Source organism: Curtobacterium sp. BH-2-1-1, from assembly GCF_001806325.1.
In the GTDB taxonomy this organism is placed as follows: Bacteria; Actinomycetota; Actinomycetes; order Actinomycetales; family Microbacteriaceae; genus Curtobacterium.
In genome coordinates this window covers 661,191-684,953 of the sequence record NZ_CP017580.1, presented here as the reverse complement: position 1 = coordinate 684,953, position 23,763 = coordinate 661,191, and the positions used below count along the sequence as shown (strand labels likewise).

At 72.0% G+C, this 23,763-nt stretch carries 20 protein-coding genes; 12 read left to right on the top strand and 8 right to left on the bottom strand.

The window, feature by feature from the left end; genetic code table 11:
• Positions 1–134 precede the first annotated feature (134 nt).
• The 9 genes from BJK06_RS03120 (at position 135) to gap (ending at position 11,246) form a co-directional block, all read left to right on the top strand.
• Complete coding sequence (locus BJK06_RS03120; protein ID WP_181015137.1) at positions 135–1,382, top strand: alpha/beta hydrolase; 1,248 nt, start codon at positions 135–137, stop codon at positions 1,380–1,382.
• Positions 1,383–1,467: 85 nt separating this feature from the next.
• Entirely contained in the window at positions 1,468–3,753 is a 2,286-nt protein-coding gene (locus BJK06_RS03115) for a transglycosylase domain-containing protein (RefSeq protein WP_070416661.1), read from the top strand.
• Between the two features lie 48 nt (positions 3,754–3,801).
• Positions 3,802–4,101, top strand: coding sequence for an Asp-tRNA(Asn)/Glu-tRNA(Gln) amidotransferase subunit GatC (gene gatC / locus BJK06_RS03110; protein WP_070416660.1), 300 nt, complete (start codon positions 3,802–3,804; stop codon positions 4,099–4,101).
• Positions 4,098–5,642 carry an Asp-tRNA(Asn)/Glu-tRNA(Gln) amidotransferase subunit GatA gene (gatA, locus tag BJK06_RS03105; protein ID WP_070416659.1) on the top strand — a complete coding sequence of 515 codons (1,545 nt, stop codon included), beginning with the start codon at positions 4,098–4,100 and terminating at the stop codon, positions 5,640–5,642. Before gatC ends, gatA begins: the two co-directional genes overlap by 4 nt.
• Positions 5,642–7,147 carry an Asp-tRNA(Asn)/Glu-tRNA(Gln) amidotransferase subunit GatB gene (gene gatB, locus BJK06_RS03100; protein ID WP_070416658.1) on the top strand — a complete coding sequence of 502 codons (1,506 nt, stop codon included), beginning with the start codon at positions 5,642–5,644 and terminating at the stop codon, positions 7,145–7,147. Before gatA ends, gatB begins: the two co-directional genes overlap by 1 nt.
• A gap of 97 nt (positions 7,148–7,244) precedes the next feature.
• A complete protein-coding gene (locus tag BJK06_RS03095; RefSeq protein WP_070416657.1) occupies positions 7,245–8,435 on the top strand; it encodes a type III polyketide synthase in 1,191 nt (396 codons plus the stop codon).
• On the top strand, positions 8,432–9,154 hold the full coding sequence (locus BJK06_RS03090) for a methyltransferase domain-containing protein (RefSeq protein WP_083295014.1): 723 nt from the start codon (positions 8,432–8,434) through the stop codon (positions 9,152–9,154). The genes BJK06_RS03095 and BJK06_RS03090 overlap by 4 nt, the downstream gene beginning before the upstream one ends.
• 28 nt (positions 9,155–9,182) lie before the next feature.
• Positions 9,183–10,133: a GlxA family transcriptional regulator gene (locus BJK06_RS03085; protein ID WP_070416656.1), complete on the top strand. Its 951-nt coding sequence runs from the start codon at positions 9,183–9,185 to the stop codon at positions 10,131–10,133.
• Positions 10,134–10,241: 108 nt separating this feature from the next.
• Positions 10,242–11,246, top strand: coding sequence for a type I glyceraldehyde-3-phosphate dehydrogenase (gene gap, locus BJK06_RS03080; RefSeq protein ID WP_070416655.1), 1,005 nt, complete (start codon positions 10,242–10,244; stop codon positions 11,244–11,246).
• Between the two features lie 347 nt (positions 11,247–11,593).
• Here gap and BJK06_RS03075 read toward each other — a convergent pair whose 3' ends face one another.
• The 7 genes from BJK06_RS03075 to BJK06_RS03045 all read right to left on the bottom strand — a co-directional run bounded on the left by BJK06_RS03075 (position 11,594) and on the right by BJK06_RS03045 (position 19,856).
• A complete protein-coding gene (locus tag BJK06_RS03075) occupies positions 11,594–12,694 on the bottom strand; it encodes an N-acetylglucosamine kinase (protein ID WP_258027686.1) in 1,101 nt (366 codons plus the stop codon).
• Positions 12,682–13,986 carry a 6-phospho-beta-glucosidase gene (locus tag BJK06_RS03070; RefSeq protein WP_070416654.1) on the bottom strand — a complete coding sequence of 435 codons (1,305 nt, stop codon included), beginning with the start codon at positions 13,984–13,986 and terminating at the stop codon, positions 12,682–12,684. The genes BJK06_RS03075 and BJK06_RS03070 overlap by 13 nt, the downstream gene beginning before the upstream one ends.
• Before the next feature lie 7 nt (positions 13,987–13,993).
• Positions 13,994–14,887, bottom strand: coding sequence for a carbohydrate ABC transporter permease (locus BJK06_RS03065; RefSeq protein WP_070416653.1), 894 nt, complete (start codon positions 14,885–14,887; stop codon positions 13,994–13,996).
• Positions 14,887–15,933: a carbohydrate ABC transporter permease gene (locus BJK06_RS03060; protein ID WP_217637349.1), complete on the bottom strand. Its 1,047-nt coding sequence runs from the start codon at positions 15,931–15,933 to the stop codon at positions 14,887–14,889. The genes BJK06_RS03065 and BJK06_RS03060 overlap by 1 nt, the downstream gene beginning before the upstream one ends.
• Before the next feature lie 2 nt (positions 15,934–15,935).
• The gene (locus tag BJK06_RS03055; protein ID WP_083295013.1) at positions 15,936–17,294 is read right to left on the bottom strand and encodes an extracellular solute-binding protein; all 1,359 of its coding nucleotides are present in this window, start codon (positions 17,292–17,294) and stop codon (positions 15,936–15,938) included.
• A 158-nt stretch (positions 17,295–17,452) separates the two neighbouring features.
• Complete coding sequence (locus tag BJK06_RS03050; protein ID WP_070416652.1) at positions 17,453–18,694, bottom strand: ROK family transcriptional regulator; 1,242 nt, start codon at positions 18,692–18,694, stop codon at positions 17,453–17,455.
• A gap of 112 nt (positions 18,695–18,806) precedes the next feature.
• Positions 18,807–19,856 carry a zinc-binding dehydrogenase gene (locus BJK06_RS03045; protein ID WP_070416651.1) on the bottom strand — a complete coding sequence of 350 codons (1,050 nt, stop codon included), beginning with the start codon at positions 19,854–19,856 and terminating at the stop codon, positions 18,807–18,809.
• A gap of 80 nt (positions 19,857–19,936) precedes the next feature.
• Here BJK06_RS03045 and BJK06_RS03040 point away from each other — a divergent pair, with 80 nt between their 5' ends.
• Entirely contained in the window at positions 19,937–20,851 is a 915-nt protein-coding gene (locus BJK06_RS03040; protein WP_070419164.1) for a DUF3097 domain-containing protein, read from the top strand.
• Positions 20,852–20,922: 71 nt separating this feature from the next.
• Complete coding sequence (locus BJK06_RS03035) at positions 20,923–21,573, top strand: spermidine/putrescine ABC transporter substrate-binding protein (RefSeq protein WP_070416650.1); 651 nt, start codon at positions 20,923–20,925, stop codon at positions 21,571–21,573.
• 33 nt (positions 21,574–21,606) lie between these two features.
• Here the strand turns inward: BJK06_RS03035 and BJK06_RS03030 are convergent, their stop codons facing one another.
• The gene (locus BJK06_RS03030; protein ID WP_070416649.1) at positions 21,607–22,029 is read right to left on the bottom strand and encodes a DUF3054 domain-containing protein; all 423 of its coding nucleotides are present in this window, start codon (positions 22,027–22,029) and stop codon (positions 21,607–21,609) included.
• 94 nt (positions 22,030–22,123) lie between these two features.
• On the opposite strand from BJK06_RS03030, the gene BJK06_RS18090 reads away from it, so the two are divergent.
• Positions 22,124–23,716, top strand: a complete 1,593-nt coding sequence (locus BJK06_RS18090; RefSeq protein ID WP_181015136.1) for an inositol monophosphatase family protein — start codon at positions 22,124–22,126, stop codon at positions 23,714–23,716.
• The last annotated feature ends 47 nt before the right edge of the window (positions 23,717–23,763 follow it).

The following is a 23,763-nucleotide window of genomic DNA, read 5'->3' as shown; positions in this document are numbered from 1 at the left end:
CCGCGGCTCTGCTCACCGCCTCGATGCACTCGCTCGGAGTGGTCGAGGCCCCAGTCGCGCCCGCCACCCACTCCGTGGCCGTCGTGCACGCGATCGCGCGGGTCCCTGAGGGTGCCTCAGTACCCCGACCGGTCATGACCGGGGTACACCTGACCGCGTCGGTGTCCGTGTCCGGGCCGTCGTCCGCGTCGGGTGGGGTCACCGTCGAGCGCGGGCAGGCGTTCCTCACCGACCTGTCGTCGCTCAGCGGCGCGGACCTCCTCCGTGCCGGTCAGGACCGTCACGTACTCGCGACCGCCGAGGACGACCCGCCGACCGCCGCCGAGGTCACCGCCTGGTGGTCCGGACTCACGGACGACGAGCGCGACACGCTGACGACCCTCGCGCCGTCCGTCGTCGGGAACCTCGAGGGCGTGCCCTACGCGGTCCGTGACCGTGCGAACCGGGCGGTCCTCGCCACGGGTCTCGCCGACCACTCGGCCGCTGCCGCCGTGACCGCGATGCTCGGCCAGGTCCGCGACGCACTCGTGCACGAGGTCGGTGCACCGGACCGGTACCTCATCACGCTCGACACGCGAGGGGCCGGGCGCGCGGCCATCGCCGTCGGGGACCTGGACACCGCCGCCGACGTCACGGTCGTCGTCCCCGGCATGTTCTTCACCGTGACCGGCCAGATGGCGGACTTCACGAACACCGCGAACGACCTCTACACCGAGCAGGCAACCGTGGCCGGACTCGCGGCGCCCGGCTCGGGCAACGGCGTCGCCGTCGTGGCGTGGATGGGCTACCGCACGCCGGACCTGTCGAACATCATGTCGCTCGGCATGGCCAAGACGGGCGGGGAACGCCTCGCCCGGACGGTCGGCGGGCTCCGGGAGATCCGCGACGGCGACGAACCGCGGGTGAACATCGTCGCCCACTCGTACGGGTCGACCGCGGCGCTCATGGCACTGGCCTCGGGGGAGATGAGCGCGGACACCCTGACGGTCCTGGGCTCGCCGGGGAGCGACGTGCGCACCTCGGCCGACCTGGCCGTCAGTGCCGGGCAGGTGTTCGTCGGGGACGCGCACAGCGACCCGATCGCCGGCTCCGGGTACTTCGGCACCGATCCCGGTTCGGCGGGGTTCGGCTCGACCGTGCTCGACCTGACCGGCGGCGTCGACGTGCAGGAGGCCGGCGAGGTGTTCCGCCGACCGGTCGGGCACAACGACTACCTCAAGCCGGGGACGGCGTCGCTGCACGACGTGGCGCTCATCGCCGTCGGCCGCGGGGACCTCGTCCGCGAGCAGGTCCGGCGCGGTGAGCGCGGTGGCGACGGGCTGCCGCAGGCGTCGCCGGACATGTACCTCGTCCGACCGCAGGACCTCCAGCCCCGCGACTGATCCTGGGTGGGAACCTGAGCGGCGGTGCAGCGTGGACTCGTTCCACGGCAGAACCAGTCCAGATCGTGACCGTACGGTGCCCTGCATGCGTGTGGTGCGATGGCCTGGTGCTCTCCTGACGTTCGTCGCGATGTCGGCGCTGGCCGGCATGCTCGTCGCCGTGGCGGTCACGCCGGGGGTCGCCGTCGCGGGCGAGAGCACGTCCGGGGCGGTGTCCTTCTTCGAGGACCTGCCGAGCTACCTCGACATCCAGACGCCGCAGCAGGTCTCCTCCGTCTACGCGGAGAAGGGCGGACAGCAGGTCAAGATCGCCTCGTTCTACGCCGAGAACCGCACGACCGTGGCATCCGGGGCGATGGCGAAGACGCTCAAGCAGGCGGCGATCGACACCGAGGACCCCCGCTTCTACGACGAGGGCGGCATCGACGTCGTCGGCACGCTCCGCGGTGCGGCGGCGACGGTCGTCGGCGGTGACGTGCAGGGCGGGTCGAGCATCACCCAGCAGTACGTGAAGAACGTCCTCGTGCAGCAGTGCGAGGAGCTCACGGGCAAGGACGCCGCGGACACCGAGAAGAAGGTCGCCGCGTGCTACGAGGACGCCGCCGGGGTGACCCCGCAGCGCAAGCTCCAGGAGATGCGGTACGCGATCGCCGTGAACAAGAAGTACTCGAAGGACCAGATCCTCACCGGGTACCTGAACCTCGTCGGGCTCGGCGGCCGCGTGTACGGCGCCGAGGCCGGTGCCGAGTACTACTTCGGCGTGCACGCGAAGGACCTCTCGCTCGTCCAGTCGGCCACCCTCGTCGCGATCCTCAACAACCCGTCGAACCTGCGCATCGACCAGCCGTCGAACGCCGACAACGGTGCGAAGAACGGCTACGCCGCCACCAAGGAACGCCGCGACTACGTGCTGCAGCGCATGTACGTCCACCACGACATCACGAAGGCCGAGCTCGAGCAGGCGAAGGCGACACCGGTCACGCCGAAGATCACCGCCACCGCGAACGGCTGCTCGTCGGCCGCGACCGGGTACGACGCCGGCTACTTCTGCGACTACGTGCGCGACCAGGTGCTGCAGGACCCGGCGTTCGGCAAGACGGCCGCCGAGCGCATCGCGACGCTCGACACCAAGGGCCTCGAGATCCACACCTCGCTCGACCTCGACCTGCAGTCCCAGGCGCAGACCGCGCTGTCGACCTACGTCCCGTCGACGATGGCCGGCGTCGACGTCGGCGGCTCGAACGTCACCGTGGAGCCGGGAACCGGCCGGATCCTCTCGATGGTGCAGAACACGCAGTACACGCAGGGCGACACCTCGACCGCCGGGTCGACCGCGGTGAACTACAGCGCCGACAGCGGGTACGGCAACTCGGGCGGGTTCCAGACGGGCTCGACGTACAAGGTGTTCACGCTCGCCGAGTGGCTCGCCACCGGGCACACCCTCTCGCAGTCCGTGTCGACGACCGAGCACACGTTCCAGAACTCGGAGTTCACGAACACCTGCCAGAACGTCAGCGGCGGGACCTGGCCGGTGTCGAACGCCGAGAACGTGCCGTCGTCGATGACCGTGCAGGCCGCGACCTCGGAGTCGATCAACACCGCCTACGCCGCGATGGGCAAGCAGCTCGACCTGTGCAAGATCGCGCAGCTCGCCCAGTCGATGGGCATCCACCCGGCGGCCGGCGGCGCCCTCGGGCAGACCCCGGCGTCGATCCTCGGCGTGAACAACCTGTCCCCGATCGACCTCGCCGAGGCCTACGCGGGCTTCGCGAACGGCGGTGTGGTCTGCACGCCGACCGCCATCGACTCCGTCACCGAGTCGGACGGCACGAAGATCACCCCGACGCCGTCGTCCTGCACGCAGGGTGTCGCTGCCGACGTGGCCGGGACGGTCGACTACGCGTTGCAGGGCGTCCTCACCGGGTCCGGCACCGCCGCGAGCGCCAACCCCGGCGACAGCACCCCGAAGTTCGCGAAGACCGGCACCACCGACGGCGACGTGCAGAACTGGCTCGTCGCGTCGAGCACGAAGTACACGAACGCGACCTGGATCGGCAACGTCCAGGGCAACGTGAGCCTGGCGAACTGGCCGTTCCTGCAGGGGACCACCGGGTACAGCGCGAAGTTCGGCGTCGGCAAGTCGATGATGTCGTACCTCGACCAGACCGTCGGCGGTGGCACGCTGCCGGCTGCGGACCCGGCGATGATCGGTCAGGCCAGCCACACGTCGTCGAGCGGATCGTCGAGCGGTTCCCAGGGTGACGCGGCGGCGACGCAGCAGCCGGGCCAGCAGCAGGGTCAGCAGACGGGAGCGCAGCAGCCGGCACAGCAGTCTCCACAGAAGCCGCAGGGGAAGCAGAAGGGCCACTGAGGCACCAATAGACTGGTGCGCAATCCACGAACCGATCGACGGAGCACCATGCCTGACATCACGAGCGAGCAGGTCGCCCACCTGGCGAACCTCGCACGTATCGCACTCACGCCCGAAGAGATCGAGAAGCTCACGGGGGAGCTGTCGCACATCGTCGACAGCGTCGCCAAGGTCACCGAGGTCGCCACCCCGGACGTCCCGGCGACGAGCCACCCCGTGCCGCTCGGCAACGTCACCCGACCCGACGTGGTCGGTCCGACCCTCACGCAGGAGCAGGCGCTCTCGGGCGCCCCCGACTCCGACGGCGAACGGTTCCGCGTGACGGCCATCCTGGGAGAAGAGCAGTGACCGACATCACGAAGCTGAGCGCCGCGGCGCTCGCCGACGCCCTCGTGGCGCGCGACGTCTCGAGCGTCGAGGCCACCCAGGCGCACCTGGACCGCATCCAGGCGGTGGACGGCGACGTCCACGCCTTCCTGCACGTCAACCAGAACGCGATCGCCGCGGCGAAGTCGATCGACTCCCGCCGTGCCGCCGGTGACGACCTCGGTCCGCTCGCCGGCGTGCCGATCGCGATCAAGGACGTCCTGTGCACGCAGGACATGCCCACGACGTCCGGCTCGAAGATCCTCGAAGGCTGGGTGCCGCCGTACGACGCCACCCCGGTCGCGAAGCTCCGTGCCGCCGGCCTCGTGCCGCTCGGCAAGACGAACATGGACGAGTTCGCCATGGGCTCGACGACCGAGTTCTCGGCGTACGGCCCGACGCACAACCCGTGGGACCTCGACCGCATCCCCGGTGGCTCTGGTGGCGGCTCGGCCGCCGCGGTCGCCGCGCACGAGGCACCGCTCGCCCTCGGCTCGGACACCGGCGGCTCGATCCGTCAGCCGGGCGCCGTCACCGGAACCGTCGGCGTGAAGCCGACCTACGGCGGGGTGAGCCGCTACGGCGCGATCGCCCTGGCCTCCAGCCTCGACCAGGTCGGCCCCGTGTCGCGCACCGTCCTCGACGCCGCGCTGCTGCACGACGTCATCGGCGGGCACGACCCGCGTGACTCCACGAGCATCCCCGACGCCTGGCCGTCGATGGCCGCCGCTGCGCGCGAGGGCCTGCAGGCGGACACGCTGCGCGGCCTGCGCGTCGGCGTGGTGAAGGAGCTCGCCGGTGGCGAGGGCTTCCAGGCGGGCGTCACCCAGCGCTTCCACGAGACCGTCGCCCTGCTCGAGTCGGCCGGTGCCGTCGTCGTCGAGATCGACGCCCCGTCGTTCGCCTACGCGATCAGCGCGTACTACCTGATCCTCCCGGCCGAGGCGTCGTCGAACCTCGCGAAGTTCGACTCCGTGCGCTTCGGGCTCCGCGTGACGCCCGAGAACGGTGCCACCGTCGAGGACGTCATGGCCGCCACGCGCGAGGCCGGTTTCGGTCCCGAGGTGAAGCGCCGCATCATCCTCGGGACGTACGCGCTGAGCGCCGGCTACTACGACGCCTACTACGGGTCGGCGCAGAAGGTCCGCACCCTCGTGCAGCGCGACTTCCAGGCCGCGTTCGAGCAGGTCGACCTGCTGGTCAGCCCGTCGGCCCCGACGACCGCGTTCCCGATCGGTGAGCGCATCGACGACCCGCTGGCGATGTACCTCAACGACCTGACGACGATCCCGGCGAACCTCGCCGGCGTCCCGGGCATGAGCATCCCGAACGGCCTCGCGCCCGAGGACTCGCTGCCCACGGGCGTGCAGCTCATGGCACCGCAGCGCGAGGACGCCCGGCTCTACCGGTACGGCGCCGCCCTCGAACGCCTGCTCGAGCAGCAGTGGGGCCGCCCGCTCATCGACAGCATCCCGGACCTCGACCAGAGTCAGCAGTCCGCTGCGCAGGAAGGTGTGATCTGATGGCGCAGAAGGACGCGCTGATGGACTTCGACGAGGCACTCCGGCTGTACGAGCCGGTCCTCGGGTTCGAGGTCCACGTCGAGCTCGCGACGAAGACCAAGATGTTCTCGGACGCGCCGAACTTCTTCGGCGGCGAGCCGAACACGAACGTGACGCCGGTCGACCTCGGGCTCCCCGGGTCGCTGCCGGTCGTCAACGCGCAGGCCGTGCGGTACTCGATCCAGCTCGGGCTCGCGCTCGGCTGCTCGATCGCCGAGTCCTCGCGGTTCGCCCGGAAGAACTACTACTACCCGGACAACCCGAAGAACTACCAGATCTCGCAGTACGACGAGCCGATCGCGTACGAGGGCGAGGTCGAGGTCGAGCTCGCCGACGGCACCATCTTCACCGTGCCGATCGAGCGCGCCCACATGGAAGAGGACGCCGGCAAGCTGACGCACGTCGGCGGCGCCACGGGCCGCATCCAGGGTGCCGAGTACTCGCTCGTCGACTACAACCGCGCCGGGGTCCCGCTCGTCGAGATCGTCACGAAGCCGATCTTCGGTGCCGAGGAGCGCGCACCCGAGCTCGGCGCGGCGTACGTGCAGGTCATCCGTGACCTCGTCCGGGCGCTCGGCGTCTCCGAGGCCCGCATGGAACGCGGCAACCTCCGCTGCGACGCGAACATCTCGCTGCGCCCCCGCGGGCAGGAGAAGCTCGGCACGCGCACGGAGACGAAGAACGTCAACTCGTTCCGGGCCGTCGAGCGGGCCATCCGCTACGAGATCCAGCGTCAGGCCGCGATCCTCGCCGCCGGTGGCTCGATCACGCAGGAGACCCGGCACTGGCACGAGGACACCGGTCGCACCTCGGCCGGTCGTCCGAAGTCCGACGCCGACGACTACCGCTACTTCCCGGAGCCCGACCTGCTCCCGGTCGTTCCGGACCCGGCCGTGATCGAGGAGCTCCGCGCTTCCCTGCCCGAGGCCCCGGTGGCACGTCGCCGTCGGCTCAAGGGCGACTGGGGCTTCACCGACCTCGAGTTCCAGGACGTCGTGAACGGCGGGCTGCTCGACGAGCTCCAGGGGACCGTCGCCGCCGGTGCCGCACCGCAGGCCGCCCGCAAGTGGTGGACGGGTGAGATCAGCCGTGTCGCGAACACGCGGGACGCCGCCCCCGGTGACCTCGTCTCGCCGCAGCACGTCGCCGAGCTCATCGCCCTCGTCGAGTCCGGTGACCTGACCGACCGGCTGGCACGCCAGGTCCTCGAAGGCGTCATCGCCGGCGAAGGGTCGCCGTCGCAGGTCGTCGAGTCGCGTGGGCTCAAGGTCGTGTCGGACGACTCGGCGCTCACCGCCGCGGTCGACCAGGCGCTCGCCGCACAGCCCGACGTCCTCGCCAAGATCAAGGACGGCAAGGTCCAGGCCGCCGGCGCCATCATCGGTGCCGTCATGAAGGCCATGCAGGGCCAGGCGGACGCCGCCCGCGTCCGCGAGCTGGTGCTGGAGCGCGCGCAGCAGTCGTAGTCCGGACCGAACGATCGACGGGAGGCACGGTGCCAGCTGGCACCGCGGCTCCCGTCGATCCTGGGGACGCGTCAGCGACCCGGTGACAGGATGAGTCGTGTCCGCAACGATCCGCGCCATCGGTACCGCCGTCCCCGAGACGACACTCGAGCAGGCTGCGGTGCGCGACCTCTTCGCGTCGCAGCCCGACCTGGGCCGGCTCGGCAGGCGGCTCGTCCCCGCCGCGTTCGACGCCTCCGCCGTCGAGCACCGGCACACGGTGCTCGCGGAACTCGACAGCACGCGGCCGTCCGGCGCCTTCCGCGACGACCACGGCGTGCTGCGGTCCCCGTCGACCGGCACCCGGAACGACCGGTACCGCGAGCTCGCCCCGGCCCTGTTCGTGGCGGCCGCCCGCGACGCCGTGGACCGCGCGGGTGTGACACCCGAGTCGATCACCCACGTGGTGACCGTCTCGTGCACCGGGTTCACCCAGCCCGGCCCCGACCTCGACGTCGTCACCGAACTCGGCATCCCGCGCACGGTCTTCCGCCAGCACATCGGGTTCATGGGGTGCTGCGCGGCGTTCCCGGCGCTCCGCATCGCTGCGGCGTTCGCCGAGTCCGTGCCGTCCGCCGTGGTGCTCGTCGTCTGCGCCGAGCTCTGCACGCTGCACGTCCGGGCGGGCGACGACCCGGACCAGATCGTCGCCAACAGCGTCTTCGGGGACGGTGCGGCGGCCGCCGTGGTCACCGCCGAGGGTGCCGGACTCCGCCTGGACGACTTCGCGACGACGGTCGTGCCCGAGGGTGCGTCCGAGATGGCGTGGAACATCGGCGACGAGGGCTTCGAGATGGTGCTCAGCACGGCCGTCCCGAAGCTCGTCGGTGCCACGGTCGCCGAGGCCGTCGCACCGCTGCTGTCCGCCGTGGGCTCCGCTGCCGTCGACGTTCCGACCTGGGCCGTGCACCCGGGCGGTCGCGCGATCCTCGACCGGACGCAGGTCGCCCTCGGGCTGCCGGACGCCGCCCTCTCGGCGAGCCGTGCCGTCCTGCGCGACCACGGGAACGTCTCGAGTGCCACCGTGCTCTTCGTGCTCCGCCAGGTGCTCGACGACGGCATCGACGACGGTGCCCCCGTCATCGCGCTCGCGTTCGGGCCGGGCCTGACGGTCGAGGCCGCCCGACTGACCGCCGTCGGCAGCACGCGACCGTCGATCCCGACCCGCGAGCAGGACGAACCGGCCAAGGCGGCGACGGCAGCGACCCGCGACCACGCGGTCGAGACGGCGACCACGGGCGTCTCGTGAGCCGCACCGAGGGGATCGACCCGCGCCTCCCGGCCGTCGACCTGACCACGCGCGCACTGGACCTCCACGAACTCATGGACGACCCGGACTGCGACCCGCGCGCGCTCGCGCGGACGTTCCGACGCTTCGCCGTGGTGAACGCACTCGTGAGCGGCTGGCGCTCCGCGTGGCGGACGCACGTCGCGCCGGCACTCCCCGCGAACGGGCGGGGACGCGTGCTCGACCTCGGGTGCGGCGGCGGCGACCTCGCGCGGGCGCTCGTCCGGTGGGCTGCCGCCGACGGGTTCGACGTCGAGGTCGTCGGGGCCGACCCGGACGCGCGGGCGATCGACGCGGCGACCCGGTCCACCCCGCGCGGTGTCACCTTCCGGCAGCAGTCGAGCGCCGAGCTCATCGCCGCGGGGGAGCGGTTCGACGTCGTCGTGTCGAACCACGTGCTGCACCACCTCGGCGACGAGGAGCGGCGCGGGTTCCTCGCGGACTCCGAGCAGCTGGCGACGAGCCGCAGCCTGCACTCGGACATCCGGCGGTCGCGCTCGGCCTACCGGGCGTACGCGGTCGGTTCGACGCTGGTCGCGGCCGGCACCTTCGTGCGGGTCGACGGGTTGCGCTCGATCCGGCGGAGCTTCACGCTGCCGGAACTCCAGGACGTCCTGCCCTCCGGGTGGCGGGCGGAGCGGGCGGCACCGCACCGGGTCCTCGCGATCCGCGACGCCTGACGTCCCCGGAGGGCGCTAGCGTCGCTGCATGGCCACGCCTCACCTGCACCGCGTCGCGGTCCTCGTGCTCGACGGGGCGAAGCCGCTCGACGTCGGGATCCCGGCGCAGGTCTTCTCGAACCGCCCGAGCATGCCGTACGAGGTCCGGGTGTGCGGCCCCCGCGTGGGACGCATCGCCGGGGGAGACGGCCTCGCGTACGCGGTCGACCACGGGCTGGACGCCCTCGAGTGGGCCGAGACGGTCTTCGTGCCCGGGTACCGGTTCCCCGCGGACACGCCACCGCCCGCCGACGTGGTGACGGCGCTCGGGCAGGCGCACGATCGGGGCGCCCGGATCGCGGCGATCTCCACCGGGGCGTTCGCCCTGGCCGCCGCAGGACTGCTCGACGGCCGCCGTGCGACCACGCACTGGCACTACACGCGGGTGCTCCGCGACCGGTACCCCGAGGTCGACGTGGACGAGGACGTGCTGTTCGTCGACGCCGGGTCGGTCCTGACGAGCGCGGGAGCGGCGAGCGGGATCGACCTGTGCCTGCACATCGTCCGGCAGGACCACGGGGTCGGGCTGTCGAACCACGTCGCACGGCGGCTCGTGAGTGCCCCGTACCGGAGCGGCGGGCAGGCACAGTACGTCCCGCGGAGCATGCCCGAGCCCCTCGGAGACGTCTTCGCCGAGACGCGGGAGTGGGCGCTCCGGCACCTCGCCGACCCGCTGACGCTCGAGGTCCTCGCCCGGAACGCGACGGTCTCGCCGCGGACGTTCTCGCGGCGCTTCGTCGAGGACACCGGGTACACGCCGATGCAGTGGGTGCTCCGGGCTCGGGTCGACCTCGCACGGGAGCTGCTCGAGCGCTCGGACCTCGCCGTCGACCAGGTCGCCGAGCGGGCGGGGCTCGGGTCGGACGCCAACCTGCGGACGCACTTCCGTCGGATCCTCGGGACCTCGCCGACCGAGTACCGGCGGACCTTCCAGGACTGACCGCGTCGCCGCGGTGGTGGCGACATCCTTTCGAACGCTGGCTTCCCAGCCACTGGAGCCGCGCCTCCCGGGCCGTGAGCATGGACCGCGGAACGAAAGGAAGTCCACATGACCCGCATCGCGATCAACGGCTTCGGCCGCATCGGCCGCAACACCCTCCGCGCGCTCCTCGCCCGGGGAGGCGACGACCTCGACGTCGTCGCCGTCAACGACCTCACCGCACCCGAGACGCTCGCCCACCTGTTCCGGTACGACTCCGCGCTCGGCCCGTTCGCCGGGACCGTCGAGGTCGACGGGGACACCCTCGTCATCGACGGACGGCGCATCCGCGTCCTCGCGTCGCGTGAGCCGTCGGAGCTCCCGTGGGGCGACCTCGGCGTCGAGGTCGTGCTCGAGTCGACCGGCCGGTTCACCGCGCGCGACGCAGCGGCGGGACACCTGACCGCGGGAGCCCGCCGCGTCCTCATCAGCGCGCCCGCCACCGGCGCGGACGCCACCATCGCGTACGGCGTGAACTCCGACGTGTACGACCCGGCGGTGCACACCGTCGTATCGAACGCCTCGTGCACGACGAACGCGCTCGCGCCGCTGGCGTCGGTGCTCGACGACCTCGCGGGTATCGAGCACGGGTTCATGACGACCGTGCACGCCTACACGCAGGAGCAGAACCTGCAGGACGGTCCGCACCGCGACCTGCGTCGGGCGCGCGCCGCCGGGGTGAACATCGTGCCGACGTCGACCGGGGCTGCCAAGGCCATCGGGCTCGTGCTGCCGCGGCTCGACGGCAAGCTGTCGGGTGACGCGATCCGGGTGCCGGTGCCGGTGGGGTCGATCGTCGAGCTGAACACCGTGGTGTCGCGTTCCGTCACCGTCGAGGAGGTCAACGAGGCCTACCGTGCTGCCGCCGCCGGGCCGCTCGCGGGCGTGCTGGCGTTCACGGCGGACCCGCTCGTGTCGACGGACATCACGGGGCGGCCGGAGTCGAGCGTGTTCGACTCGCTGCTCACCCGTGTCGACGAGGGGCGGCACGTGAAGGTGGTCGCCTGGTACGACAACGAGTGGGGGTTCTCGAACCGGGTGGTCGACATGCTGGGGCTGCTGGCGCGCGCGTAGCGCGGCGCGCGCGCGGCGGGGCGCGCGGCGGCGGTCTCGCCGAGTCTCGGCTCGGCGGACAGTTTCGCGGCGCGGCGGCCCGCATCTCGTCCGCCCGGCCGAGTCTCGGGACGCGCGACCACGGGATGGGCGCGAGCACGGTCGGACGGGAGGCGCGGTGCGGGCTGGCACCGCGCCTCCCGTCCGTGCGTGGGTGCGTTCCAGGCGCGGTGTGGGTCGTGCCGCGGAAGCGACAGCGCACAGGGTCCGCGCGATGATGCTGCCGCTGAAGCGACAGTGTGCCGCGATCGTCGTGCGGCACACTGTCGCTTTCGCGGGCGCGTGCGCGGGCGCGGGCGCGCGCCGCGTCAGCGGATCAGCGCCGTGGTGCTCGCGAAGGCGCGGGAGCGCACGGCCTGCCGGTAGCGGTCGAGCGCGGCGTCGTCGGCCCCGACGGACTCCAGCGCCGCCAACCCCGCCCCGAGCACGGGAGGATCGGTCACCCACGTCGGCACCGCTCCGGGCACCCGGGCAGCGAGGCCGTCGACGACGCCCTCGACGAGCAGGGGATCCCGTGCCGCGAGCACCCCGCCGCCGAGGACCACGGGCACCGGGCTCGCGGCCGAGCCACCCAGACCGAGACGCTCGAGCGCGACCGCGGCGAGCAGGACGATCTCCTCGGCCTGCCGCGCGACGACGCCGGCGGCCACGGCGTCACCCGCGCCGGCGACCTCGAACAGCACCGGGCACAGCCGGTTGAACACCCGCTGGTCGAGGCGGCCGAAGTGGATGGCCTCGGTCACCTCGCGGACGCTGCGGAGACCCAGTGCCGCCGGGACGGCCGTGACCAGGGCCGTCGCCGGTCCGCGACCGTCGTCGGCGCGGGCTGCGTGCCACAGCGCACGGTTGCCGAGGTACGCGCCGCCGCCCCAGTCGCCGGAGACGTCACCGATGGCAGGGAACCGGGCGGTGGTTCCGTCGGCCCGGACCGCGAGCGCGTTGATGCCCGTGCCGCAGACGACCGCGGCGGCGTCCGGCGACAGCGTCCCCGCCCGCAGCAGTGCGAACAGGTCGTTGTCGAGGACGTGCGGCGCGCCGCCGTCGGCCTCCCAGTGCGCGAGCGCCTCGGTTGCCGCGACGAGTTCGTCGTGCAGGTCGAGCCCGGCCAGGTACACGTGCGTCGTCCGGATCCGACGGTCGCCGAGGTCGCCGACGACCCGCGCCCGGACGTCGTCGAGGATCGGCCCGGCGACGTCCCACCCGCGGGTCTGCGGGTTCGAGCCGGGGCCCCGTGCGTGCCCGACGATCGAACCGTCGAGTGCGATCGCGACGACGTCCGTCTTGCTGCCGCCACCGTCGACGGCCAGGACGACGTCGCTCGGCGCCGGCGGGACGGGAGCGGGCGGACGGGTCGCTCGGGCGGTGCCGACGCCGCCCCCGGACGCTCCGGCTCCGTTCAGCCCGCCCACGTCAGCTGCTCCGATCGCGTCCACGGCAGGTGCTCCGCGTTCGCGGCCAGGAGCAGGTCGGTGAGCCGTTCGGCCTTGTCGACCTGCCCGACGAGCGGGTGCGCCCACATCGCGCGGAGCACGCGGTCGCGGCCTCCGTGCACGGCGGCGTCGAGGGCGAGGCGTTCGTACCCGGCGACGTGCGACACGAGTCCGACCATGTCGGCGTCGAGTGGCGCGACGGGCAACGGTGTGATCGCCGCGCGGGTGACCCGGGCCGGGACCTCGATCACGTGGTCGTCGGGGAGGAACGGGAACGTGCCGTCGTTGCGCACGTTGAGGACCTGCACGTCACCGCGGTCGCCGAGGATCGAGGAGAGCACGTCGATCGCCGCCTCGGAGTAGTAGGCGCCGCCCCGTTGCTCGAGCTCGGCGGGCTTCGTCACGACGGACTCGTCCGCGTACTTCGCGAGCAGGGCCCGCTCGGTCTCCATGACGGCCTCGGCACGGGTGGGTGCGTGCAGCTGTTCCTCGAGCACGACGTCGTGGCTGTAGAAGTAGCGCAGGTAGTACGAGGGTACGGCGTGCTGCAGCCGGATGAGGTCGGCCGGCATGTGCACGCTCTCCGCCATCCGGTCGAGGGCACCGGTGTCGGCACGGAGCAGGTCGGACAGGACGTCGCGCTCACCGGAGCCGTCCGACACGTGGACGCCGCGCTCCCACGTCAGGTGGTTCAGACCGACGTGGTCGAGCCGGACGGCCGACGGAGCGACGTCGAACTCCTTCGCGAAGCGCCGCTGGAACCCGATCGCCACGTTGCAGAGCCCGACGGCCCGGTGCCCCGCTTCGAGCAGTGCGCGGGTGACGATGCCCACCGGGTTCGTGAAGTCGACGATCCACGCGTCCGGCTTGGCGTACCGCTTGACGAGCGACGCGTACTCGAGCACGACCGGCACGGTGCGGAGCGCCTTCGCGAACCCGCCGGGCCCGGTGGTCTCCTGCCCGATGCAGCAGGCCTCGTGCGGCCAGGTCTCGTCCTGGTGCCGGGCGGCCTGCCCGCCGATCCGGAGCTGGAACATGACGGCGTCGGCGTCCGAGACCCCGGCGACGACGTCGTCCGTGACGTGGATCGTGCCCGGGTGGCCGGCGTGGGCGAACATCCGCTTCGCGACACCGCCGACGAGTTCGCGCCGGACGGGATCGGGGTCGACGAGCCACAGCTCGTCGATGGGCAGCTGGTCGCGGAGCCGGGCGAAGCCGTCCACGAGTTCGGGGGTGTAGGTGGATCCGCCACCGATGACTGCGAGTTTCACTGTGGTGCTATCCCTTCACGCCGGTGAGCGCGATGCCCTCGACGAATGCCTTCTGTGCGAAGAAGAAGATGATGACGACGGGCACCATGACGACGACGGTCATCGCCATCGTCATCGACCAGTCGGTGCCGTGTTGGCCGCGGAACGTGGCCAACCCGTACGCCACCGGCCAGGCGGCCTGGTTCTCGGAGGCGTACAGGAGCGGGCCGTAGTAGTCGTTCCACGAGTGGAAGAACATGAAGATCGCCGCCGACGCGATGCCCGGGCGGGCCATCGGGACGACCACGCGCCACAGCACGCCCCACTCGCTGCATCCGTCCATGCGAGCGGCGTCCCCGTACTCCTTCGGGATCGTCATGAAGAACTGACGGAGCAGGAAGATGCTGAACGCGTCGCCGAGCAGGTTCGGCAGGATGAGCGGCCAGAGCGTGCCGGTGAGGTGCAACTCGGACCACATCACGTAGACCGGCACCGCGGTGACCTGCGGGGGCAGGAGCATGGCGACGATGATCACGGTGAAGATCAGGTTCGCGCCACGGAACTTGATCTGGGCGAGCGCGTACGCCGCCGGGACCGAGCTGACGAGCATGAACGCGGTGGCGAGCACGGCGTACATCGACGAGTTCCCGAACCACTGCACGAGCGGCAGTTCGGTGAACACCCGGCCGTAGTTCGAGAAGTCGAACGGGCGCGGCACGATCGACGCGGTGAGTGCCTGGTTGCTCGACATCAGCGACGTCAGGATGACGAACACGATCGGCGCGATGGTCAGGAAGCCGAGCGCGACGAGTGCGGCGTGCTCGGCGATCCAGACCAGCAGGCTGCGGCGCGGACCGCGGGCGGAGCCGGACGCCGCACCGCGGGGAGCCCGGGCGAGCGGGGACTGGGACACGGCGGTCATCAGGACTCCTCGGGTCTGAAGACGGAGATGCGGCGCATCGTGAGGACGAGCACCACGGCGGTGACCACGAACAGCACCACGGCCATCGCGGACGCGTAGCCGAACTGGAAGTTCGCGAACCCGTGCTGGTAGAGCAGCTCGGTGTAGGTGAGCAGCGAGGTGCCCGGGTAGCCGAGCTGCGCCGCGGTGCCTCCGCCGATCGTGGCCTTGCCGCTGGCGACGCCCGACGCGACGGCGGCCTCGGTGAAGTACTGCAGGGCCGCGATCACCCCTGTGACGGCGGCGAACCCGATGACCGGCGCGATCGTCGGCAGCGTGATGTGCCGCACCTGCTGGACACCGTTCGCCCCGTCGAGCGACGCGGCCTCGTACAGGTCGCGCGGCACGTCGAGGAGCGACGCCAGGAAGATGATCATGATGTCGCCCATCACCCAGACGCCCATGATCACGAGCGAGGGCTTCGACCACGCGGGGTCGTTGAACCAGAGCGGGCCGTCGATGCCGAACACCCGCAGGATCTGGTTCACGGGGCCGGTGCCGGGGTTGAACAGGAAGACGAACGCGACGACGCTCGCGACGGGAGGCACCAGGGCGGGCAGGTAGAACAGCGTCCGCCAGAACCCGGTCGCCGTCTTCGCGCGGCTGAGCAGTCCCGCCACGAGCAGCCCGCAGACGATCCGGACCGGCACGAGGATGACCACGAACCACAGCGTGTTCACGACCGCGGGGCCGATCTGCGGGTCCTGGGTGAAGAGGAACCGGTAGTTCAGCAGCCCGACGAACTCGGGTTCCTGCAGCTGGTTGTAGCGCGTGAACGAGTAGAAGATCGACGCGACGAGCGGGTACGCGAAGAAGATCACGAGGCCCGCCAGGGCCGGGGCGAGCATCGTCAGCGCGACCAGGCGACGGCGGGACTCGGCGGAGCGGCGCCGACGTGGCCGGCTCCCGGGGGCCGTCGAACGCGACCCGGCGCTGGCCGGCGGCCGGGAGGCGCGGGTGGGCCGCGCCTCCAGGCTGCCGGTCTCAGGGGTGGTGACGTCGGTCATGGTCACGGACCAGCCAGCTGGTTGGCGTTGTCGATGTCCGAGTCGAGCTTCTTGAGCTTCGCGTCGAGGTCGCCGCCGTTCTGCTGGTACGCCTGCCAGAACTTCGTGAAGGTGCCGATGTAGGCGGCGCCGTCCGCGGTGCCCGGCGAGGTCATCGTGTCCTTGTCGCCCGCGACGTCGACGAAGGTCTTGTAGTTCTCGTCGACCTCGAGCTTCGGCGACTCGAGGGCCGAGGTGAGCGTCGGGATGTTCTTGAGCCCGTTGCCCATCGTGACCTGCGCGTCGGTGTTCGTGGAGAGGTACTTCAGCAGCGCCCAGGCCAGTTCGGGGTGCTTCGACCCCTTCGCGATGCCCGCCACGTTGCCCGCGATGTAGGTCGATCCGTAGTTGCCGAGGCCGTCCATCACCGGGGTCGGCGCGGTGCCGTAGTCGAGGTCCGGCTTCTGGTCCTTGATGAAGGCGGTCCGGTACTCGCCGTCGATCTGCATCGCGACCTGACCGGTCTGGAACGCGTTGTCGGCGGCGAACTCCTGGCCGAGCCCCGAGGTGAAGGCCTTGAGCTTGTCGTAGCCGATCTCGTCGACGAAGCCCTTCTGCCAGGTGATGAGCTTCTTCCAGGCGTCGGACGTGCCGATCACGCTGTTGCCCTTCGCGTCGAGCCACGAGCCGTCGACCATCGGGGCCCAGTGCTCGGGGGAGTTCTCGTAGAAGTCGATGAGCGGGTTGAAGCCGAGCTGCTTGATCGACCCGTCGGCGTTGTACGTGGTGAGCTTCAGGGCATCGGCCTTGAGCTCGTCGAGCGTCTTCGGCGGGGTCGTGATGCCCGCCTTCGCGAGCAGCGGCTTGTTGTACATCAGCGCACTGACGTCGGCGAGGGCCGGCAGGGTGCAGCGCGTGCCCTTGTACTTCGTGTACGACTGCACGGCCTTCGGGATGTCCGACAGGTCGACATCGTCACGCTTGATGTACGGCGACAGGTCGCGGAAGGCGCCCGAGGAGCAGAAGCTGCCCACGATGGCGGTCGAGTACGACAGGCCCACGTCGATGTTCTGGCCGGACGAGATCGCCTTCTGCAGCTTCTCGTCGTCCTGGCCGGCGTGGATGTCGACCGTGACGCCGGGGTTCTCCTTCTCGAAGCCGGCGACGGCGCTCTTCACGACGCCGGCTTCGCGCCCGGTGAAGAAGTGCCACAGGGACACGGTGCCCTTGAGCTCCTTCGGTGCGCTCTTCTCGATCGAGTCGGCGCTGCTGCCGGAGCTGCAGCCCGCGACGACGAGGGCGCCCACGGCGGCGACGGCCGTGGCGGTGACGATGCGGCGGAACGTCCGGCGGTGCGGGACATTCGGTTGGGGGAGGGACACTGCGGTACTCGCTCTCTGGTCTCGCTCCGACGCGGAGCGGTCGCGGTGTCGCACGCCGGACGGATCCGGGCGTGCGACGTCGTTTCCGGGCGCGCCGAAGAGCCCTGGGACAGGGCCGGGTGATGGTGCCTCGAGTGGTGCGGGTGGGGTGGTGCTGGTCAGGGGCGCTCGGCCGGGTCCGGTGCGGGCACATCGTCGCTGATGCGCTCGAGCCGGTCCGCGAGCGCGGTGCGGACGACGTCGATGAGGACGTGCCGCGCACCGTGCAGGACGGGGGTGTCGGGGACGCCGGGGGCCACGACGGCGGTGGACCAGCGCGTGCGGGTCCGGAGCCAGGCGGTCACGGCGGCGGCCAGGGCGGGTCCGCCCGCGATCCCGGTCGGGCCGTGCAGCACGACAGTCTCGGGATCGGCGACGGCGAGGGCGGGGAGCACGTTGTGCCCGACGCGCTCGCCGAGGGCGGTGGTGAACGGGTGCTGCTCGGGGAGCCCGGGCAGCTGCGGGAGCACCTGGCGCCAGTCGGCAGCGGTGCCGTCCGGTGCCGTGATCCCGTGTTCGGCGGCGAGTGCGATGATCGCGGACTCGGAGATGAGGTCCGCGACGATCGAGGCCGTCGGGTCGATGGAGCGTGCGTCTGCGGGCACGCCGAGGTAGCCGATCTCGCCGGCGGCACCGGACGCGCCGGTGTGCAGGTGGCCGCCGAGGTCGAGCGCCATGCCGAGGCCCTCGGCCATCCAGAACAGCGCGAACGACCCGGGGGTCCGTCCGGCGCCCATGTTCCGTTCGGCGATCGCCGCGAGGTTGGCGTCGTTCTCGATGACGACGCGGACCCCGAGTGCGGCGGAGAGCGTCGCGGCGACCCGGTCACGGGGCCAGCCGGGCAGGCCGTCGGTGAAGATGAGGGTGTCGGTCGCGTGGTCGACACTCGCCTGGACCCCGATGCCCACCGCGGTGACGAGGTCCGGGTCGACCCCCGCGGCCGCCGCCGCCCGGGAGATCGCGGCGGCGACGATGTCGGCACCGGGCGCGCGCATCTCGGCCGGGGACATCGTGTGGGTCGCGACCGGGAAGGTGCGTCCGGCGGCGTCCACCACGGTGCTCCGGACGTCCACGAGCTGGACGTCGACCGCCACGCCGAGGTCGCGGTCGGTGATCGCTTCGTACACCACCGCGCTCGGGCCCCGGCGACCGGCCTGCGGTGCGGTGCCGGCTTCGCGGATGAGGGCCGCCGCCTCGAGCCGCCGGATGATCTCGGCCGCGGTCGGCTTGCTGAGCCCGGTGCGCTGGGCGATCTCGTTGCGGGTGAGCGGCCCGTCGTCGAGCAGGAGCTCGAGCGCGGCCCGGTCGTTGAGGACACGCAGGAGGCCGGGCTGGCCGGGGGTGCGTCCTCGTGTGGTCATGTCGAGGACTGTAACGGACAACCTTCTTTACTGAAAGGTTTGTTTACCGATTCGAAACACGCGTTCCGCTCCGCGAAACGTGCGGAGCGGAACGCGCGGCACGGAACGGGCCCTACGGACGCAGGAGCACCTTGATCGCGCGACGCTCGTCCATCGCGCGGTACGCCTCCGCCGCCTCGTCGAGCGGGAGCTCGAGGTCGAATACGCGGCCCGGCTCGATCGCACCCGAGAGCACGTCCGGGAGCAGCTCGGGGATGTACGTGCGCGCCGGGGCCATGCCGCCCGCGACGGTGATGTTCGTGTCGAAGAGGTACCGCGTGCCGATCGTCGGCACCCCGTGCGGGACCCCGACGAAGCCGAGGTTGCCGCCCGGGCGGACCGAGTGCAGTGCCTGGTCCATGCTCTCCTCGGTGCCGACGGCCTCGACCGCGCAGTCGGCCAGGTCGCCGTCGAGCAGCTCGCGGATCGCCGCGACGCCCTCCTCGCCACGCGCCTCGACGACGTCCGTCGCGCCGAACTCGCGCGCGAGCGCCTGTCGGTCGGCGTGCCGGCTCATCGCGATGATCCGCTCGGCACCGAGCCGCTTCGAGGCGAGGACGGCGGACAGCCCGACGGCGCCGTCGCCCACCACGACGACCGTCTTGCCCTGGCCGACGGCTGCGGACACCGCGGCGTGGTGCCCGGTGGAGAAGACGTCCGACAGGGTGAGGAGCGAGGGGACGAGCGCCGGGTCGACCGGGCCCGGCACCGCGACGAGGGTCGCGGAGGCGTCCGGGATGCGGACGTACTCGGCCTGGGCGCCGCCGACCGGGTCGCCGTACGCGTCCTTCCCGCCGAAGCCGGACAGGTGGTCGCAGCCGGTCGTCATGCCGTGGCGGCAGGCCTGGCACGTGCCGTCGTTCATGGTGAAGGGGGAGATGACGAAGTCGCCGACGTGCAGGTCCGTGACGGCGTCGCCCACCGCGACGACCTCGCCGACGAGCTCGTGGCCGATCGGACGCGGCTGCTTCGTCGGCGTGACGCCCCGGTACGGCCAGAGGTCCGACCCGCACACGCACGCCGCGACGACCTTGACCACGACGTCCTTCGGCGTGATGAGGTCGGGCTGGTCGCGGTCCTCGACACGGATGTCGTTCGGGGCGTGGATGATCGCAGCGCGCAAGGGTGTGCCTTCCGTCGAGATGGTGGGGTGTGCGGCCGGTCGACGTCGTCCGGGCCCGGGACGACAGTACCCTCGTGCGGGTGGACGACGACCGGTACGGCAGTGACGTGCTCTCGGGCGACTGGCGCTCGCGTGGGGTGCAGAAGGTGCGGCAGGTGCCGCTCGAGCGGGACATGGTCCTCGAGGACCCGGCGACCGGCTGGGCCGGCGCCGTGGTGCGGCTCGAGGCCGGCAACGTGGAGCTCGAGGACTGGAAGGGACGCACCCGGTCGTTCCCCTTCACCGGGCAGTTCCTGCTCGAGGGCGAGCTCGTCACGCTGGGCCGCCCGCAGGCGCCGGTGGGGCGGTCTGCCGCCGCTGCACCGCCGGTCGGGAGGCGCGGCTCGGCCCCGGCGGTCCGGCACGCGTCCGACGGCGGTCGCCTCCGCACCGCGTCCGGATCGTTCGCCGTGGAGTCGCAGCGCGCCCGGGTGGCACTGCCCTCCCGGATCATGGTGGAGGGCAAGCACGACGCCGAACTCGTCGAGAAGGTCTGGGGAGCCGACCTCCGGGTCGAGGGCGTCGTCGTCGAGGAGCTCTCCGGCGTCGACAACCTGGCCGACGTGCTCGACGACTTCCGGCCCTCACGCGACCGTCGTGTCGGCGTGCTCGTGGACCACCTCGTGCCGGGCTCGAAGGAGTCCCGCTTCGCCGACGCCGTGATGCGGGGGAAGTGGGGTGCGCACGTGCTCGTCGTCGGGCACCCGTTCGTCGACGTCTGGCAGTCGGTGAAGCCCGCCCGCGTCGGACTCCAGGCGTGGCCGACGATCCCGCGCTCGATCGAGTGGAAGAAGGGCATCTGCCAGGCGCTCGGGTGGCCCTCCGCCGAGCAGGCCGACATCGCCCGGGCCTGGCAGCGGATCCTCGGGCAGGTGCGCACCTTCGCCGACCTCGAGCCGCAGCTGCTCGGTCGTGTCGAGGAGCTCATCGACTTCGTGACCGAGCCGAAGGACTGACGACCCGGCCGTTTCGTCGACTTCCGCGGGATGCCGGGGGTGATCCGCGCCTCCAGGCCTACGCTTGGAGCATGGACGGCATCGACGGACGCGTGCGCAGCGCTGTCGAGGTCTGGCTGCGCTGGCTGCCCCGCTGGCAGATCGGCACCGCGCGGCCCCGGACACGCATCTGCCGCAAGTGCACCGGTTCGCCGATCGCCACCGCCGCGGGCTTCGGACCGGACGTGCCGCACGCCGTCCAGCATGCGTTGATCGGGCGCATCTCGACGATCATCGAGGACGCCGTCGACGACTACACCGCCAAGAACCTGCCCCTGCTGCAGCGCGAACTCGAGCGGGCCGCGGCACGCAAGCGTCACGCCGGGTACCAGCCGACCGAGGGCCTGCAGCCGGAGTTCCAGGGCCTCGACGTCGACCCCGAGCCGTCACCGGGGGAGCCGTTCCTCTTCACCCTCGGCGAGCTGACCGGCACGGGCGCGCACGAGCAGGCGCCGCGCGAACCCTTGTCGGACGAGGCGAAGTCGGCGCTCCGTCACGAGATCGCCCTCTCCGACGAGTGCGCCCGTTCCACCGGCACGGCGGTCTGCCTGGCGCTCATCGACCACCGGCCGCGGATCGCCGAGGCGGTCGAACGACTCGTCGAGCCGCAGATCGAGGCCCTGGTGTCGGACATGTTCCGCGGGTTCGACGGGCCGGAGGCACCGCGCGCCGGGCTGTTCTGACCGGTGTGCGGTCGAGCCGGGCGCACCTGACGGTCAGCGCTCGGCCGACACCGCCCCGCGCTGCCGGCGTCGGTCGACGGCACCGATGACGAGTCGAGCGAGCCCGCGCCACCCGAGCAGGAACACCCCGAGCACGATCGTCGCGACGATCACGAACGAGATCGGTAGCGGGTTGCCGTCCACGTCGCCCTGGCCCGTCGCCACCCGGATCGCCAACCCGACGAACACCGTGAGGACCCACACGACGACACCCGTGGGCCAGAAGCGCAGCGGGCGCGCCCACGCTCCGCTCGTCACGTAGGCGATCGCCCACCCGGCGAGGAACGGGTACGCGGTGGTCCACAGCGCGAGTGCGGAGTTCGCCTCACCGTGCGAGGAGCGCCCGATCAGGGCGAACAGGACGATGAGCACGACGTCGATCACGGCTGCGAGCCAGCCCCAGGTGCGTTCGGTCACACCCCATTCTCGCAGTCGGCGATGCCCGCCCACCCGCACGCCGCGTTCACGCGCACGTCACCTCCGGTTCGCCGGCGTCCGGCACGATCGGCGGATGACGTCGACCGCGCAGGCACCGACGGGCCGGATGGTCGCCACCGACGCAGCCCCGGACGCCCGGCGCACCGTGCGCGCACCACGCCTCGTCGCCCACCGGGGCGCGCCGCGCGTTCGGCGCGAGAACACCCTGCCGGCCATCGCCGTCGCCGAGGCCCTCGGTGCGGACACCATCGAGGTCGACGTCCGCCGCACCGCCGACGGCGTCGCCGTGCTGCTCCACGACGAGACCCTCGGCCGGATGTGGGGCGACGCCCGGCGCGTCCGCGACGTGGACTGGTGCGACGTCGCCCGGCTCGGGAACGGCCTCGATCGGATCCCGCGACTCGACGCCGCACTCGAACGGCTCGACGGCTGCCGGACCTCGCTGCTCGTCGACCTGACCGACCCGGAGGACGCCCTCGTCGCCGCGCGGACCGTCGCGGCGCACCGGGGGAGCACCGGCGTCGCATGGTGCGGCGCGCCCGAGGCGATGGCGGCGGTCCGCGAGGTCCTCCCGGACGCCGACGTCTGGCTCGCGTGGGGGTCGCTCGAGGCGCCGACCGCGGAGGACCTCGCGCCGCTCGCGCCCTCGACGCTGAACCTCGACGTCGCGTTCCTCACGCCGCGCACCGTCCGGGCCGCGCACGACCTCGGCCTCGTCGTGTCGGTGTGGACCGTGGACGACCCCGAGCCGGCCGTGTGGGCGGCTATGTCGGGCGTCGACTCGATCACCACGAACGACGTCGCGACGGTCCGAGCAGCGCTCGCCGAGGCGGAACGCGACGGCTGGCCCGAGCGCGACCGCGAGCCGACCGAGACCGAGGTGGCCTCACGCGCCGAAGCACTGGCGCACCGGATCGCCCACGAGGTGATCGCCTTCACCCGTGAGCACCCCGTCGGCGAGGTCACCACGAAGGCGCACCCCGCCGACCTCGTCACCGACGTCGACCGACTCGTCGAACAGCACGTCCGTTCCCGCGTCCGGACGGTGTTCCCGACCCACGGGTTCACCGGCGAAGAGTACGGCGCGGCACCCGGTGACCGGCACCGCTGGTACCTCGACCCGGTCGACGGCACGACGAACCTCGCGAACGGGGTGCCGTGGACCTCGATGTCGCTGTGTCTCACCCGCGGCGGTCGTCCGCTCGTCGGCGTCGTCGCCGATCCGTGGCGCGGTGAGGTGCTCGAGGCCCGGAGCGGTCGCGGCGCCACCCTCCGTGACCGGACGCTGCGCCTCGACGACGCCCCGCGAGCACTCGCCGGCGCCGTCGTCGGCACCGAGCTCGACGGACACCGGCCGTGGCCCGGGTTCGGCGCGTTCCTCGACGCCCTCGCGGCCCGCTCGTGCACGCTGCGGATCCAGGGGTCCGGCACGCTCACGATCGCGCAGGTCGCGGCCGGGCGGGGGATCGGCGGGTGCGTGTCGGCGTTCGACCCGATCGACCACGGTGCTGCGGTGTTGCTCGTGCACGAGGCGGGCGGCGTCGTGCTCACCCGGGAGGGCCCCGTCGACGGGTTCCCGCCGGCGGGGGAGCCGTTCCTGGTGGCGCACCCGGGTGCGGCTGACGAACTGCACGCCGTGTGGACGGCGGCGCTCGCCGCCGTCTGAGCGTCACCCCTGTGGGCCTGGAGGCGCGGTGCGGGCCCGACCCGCGC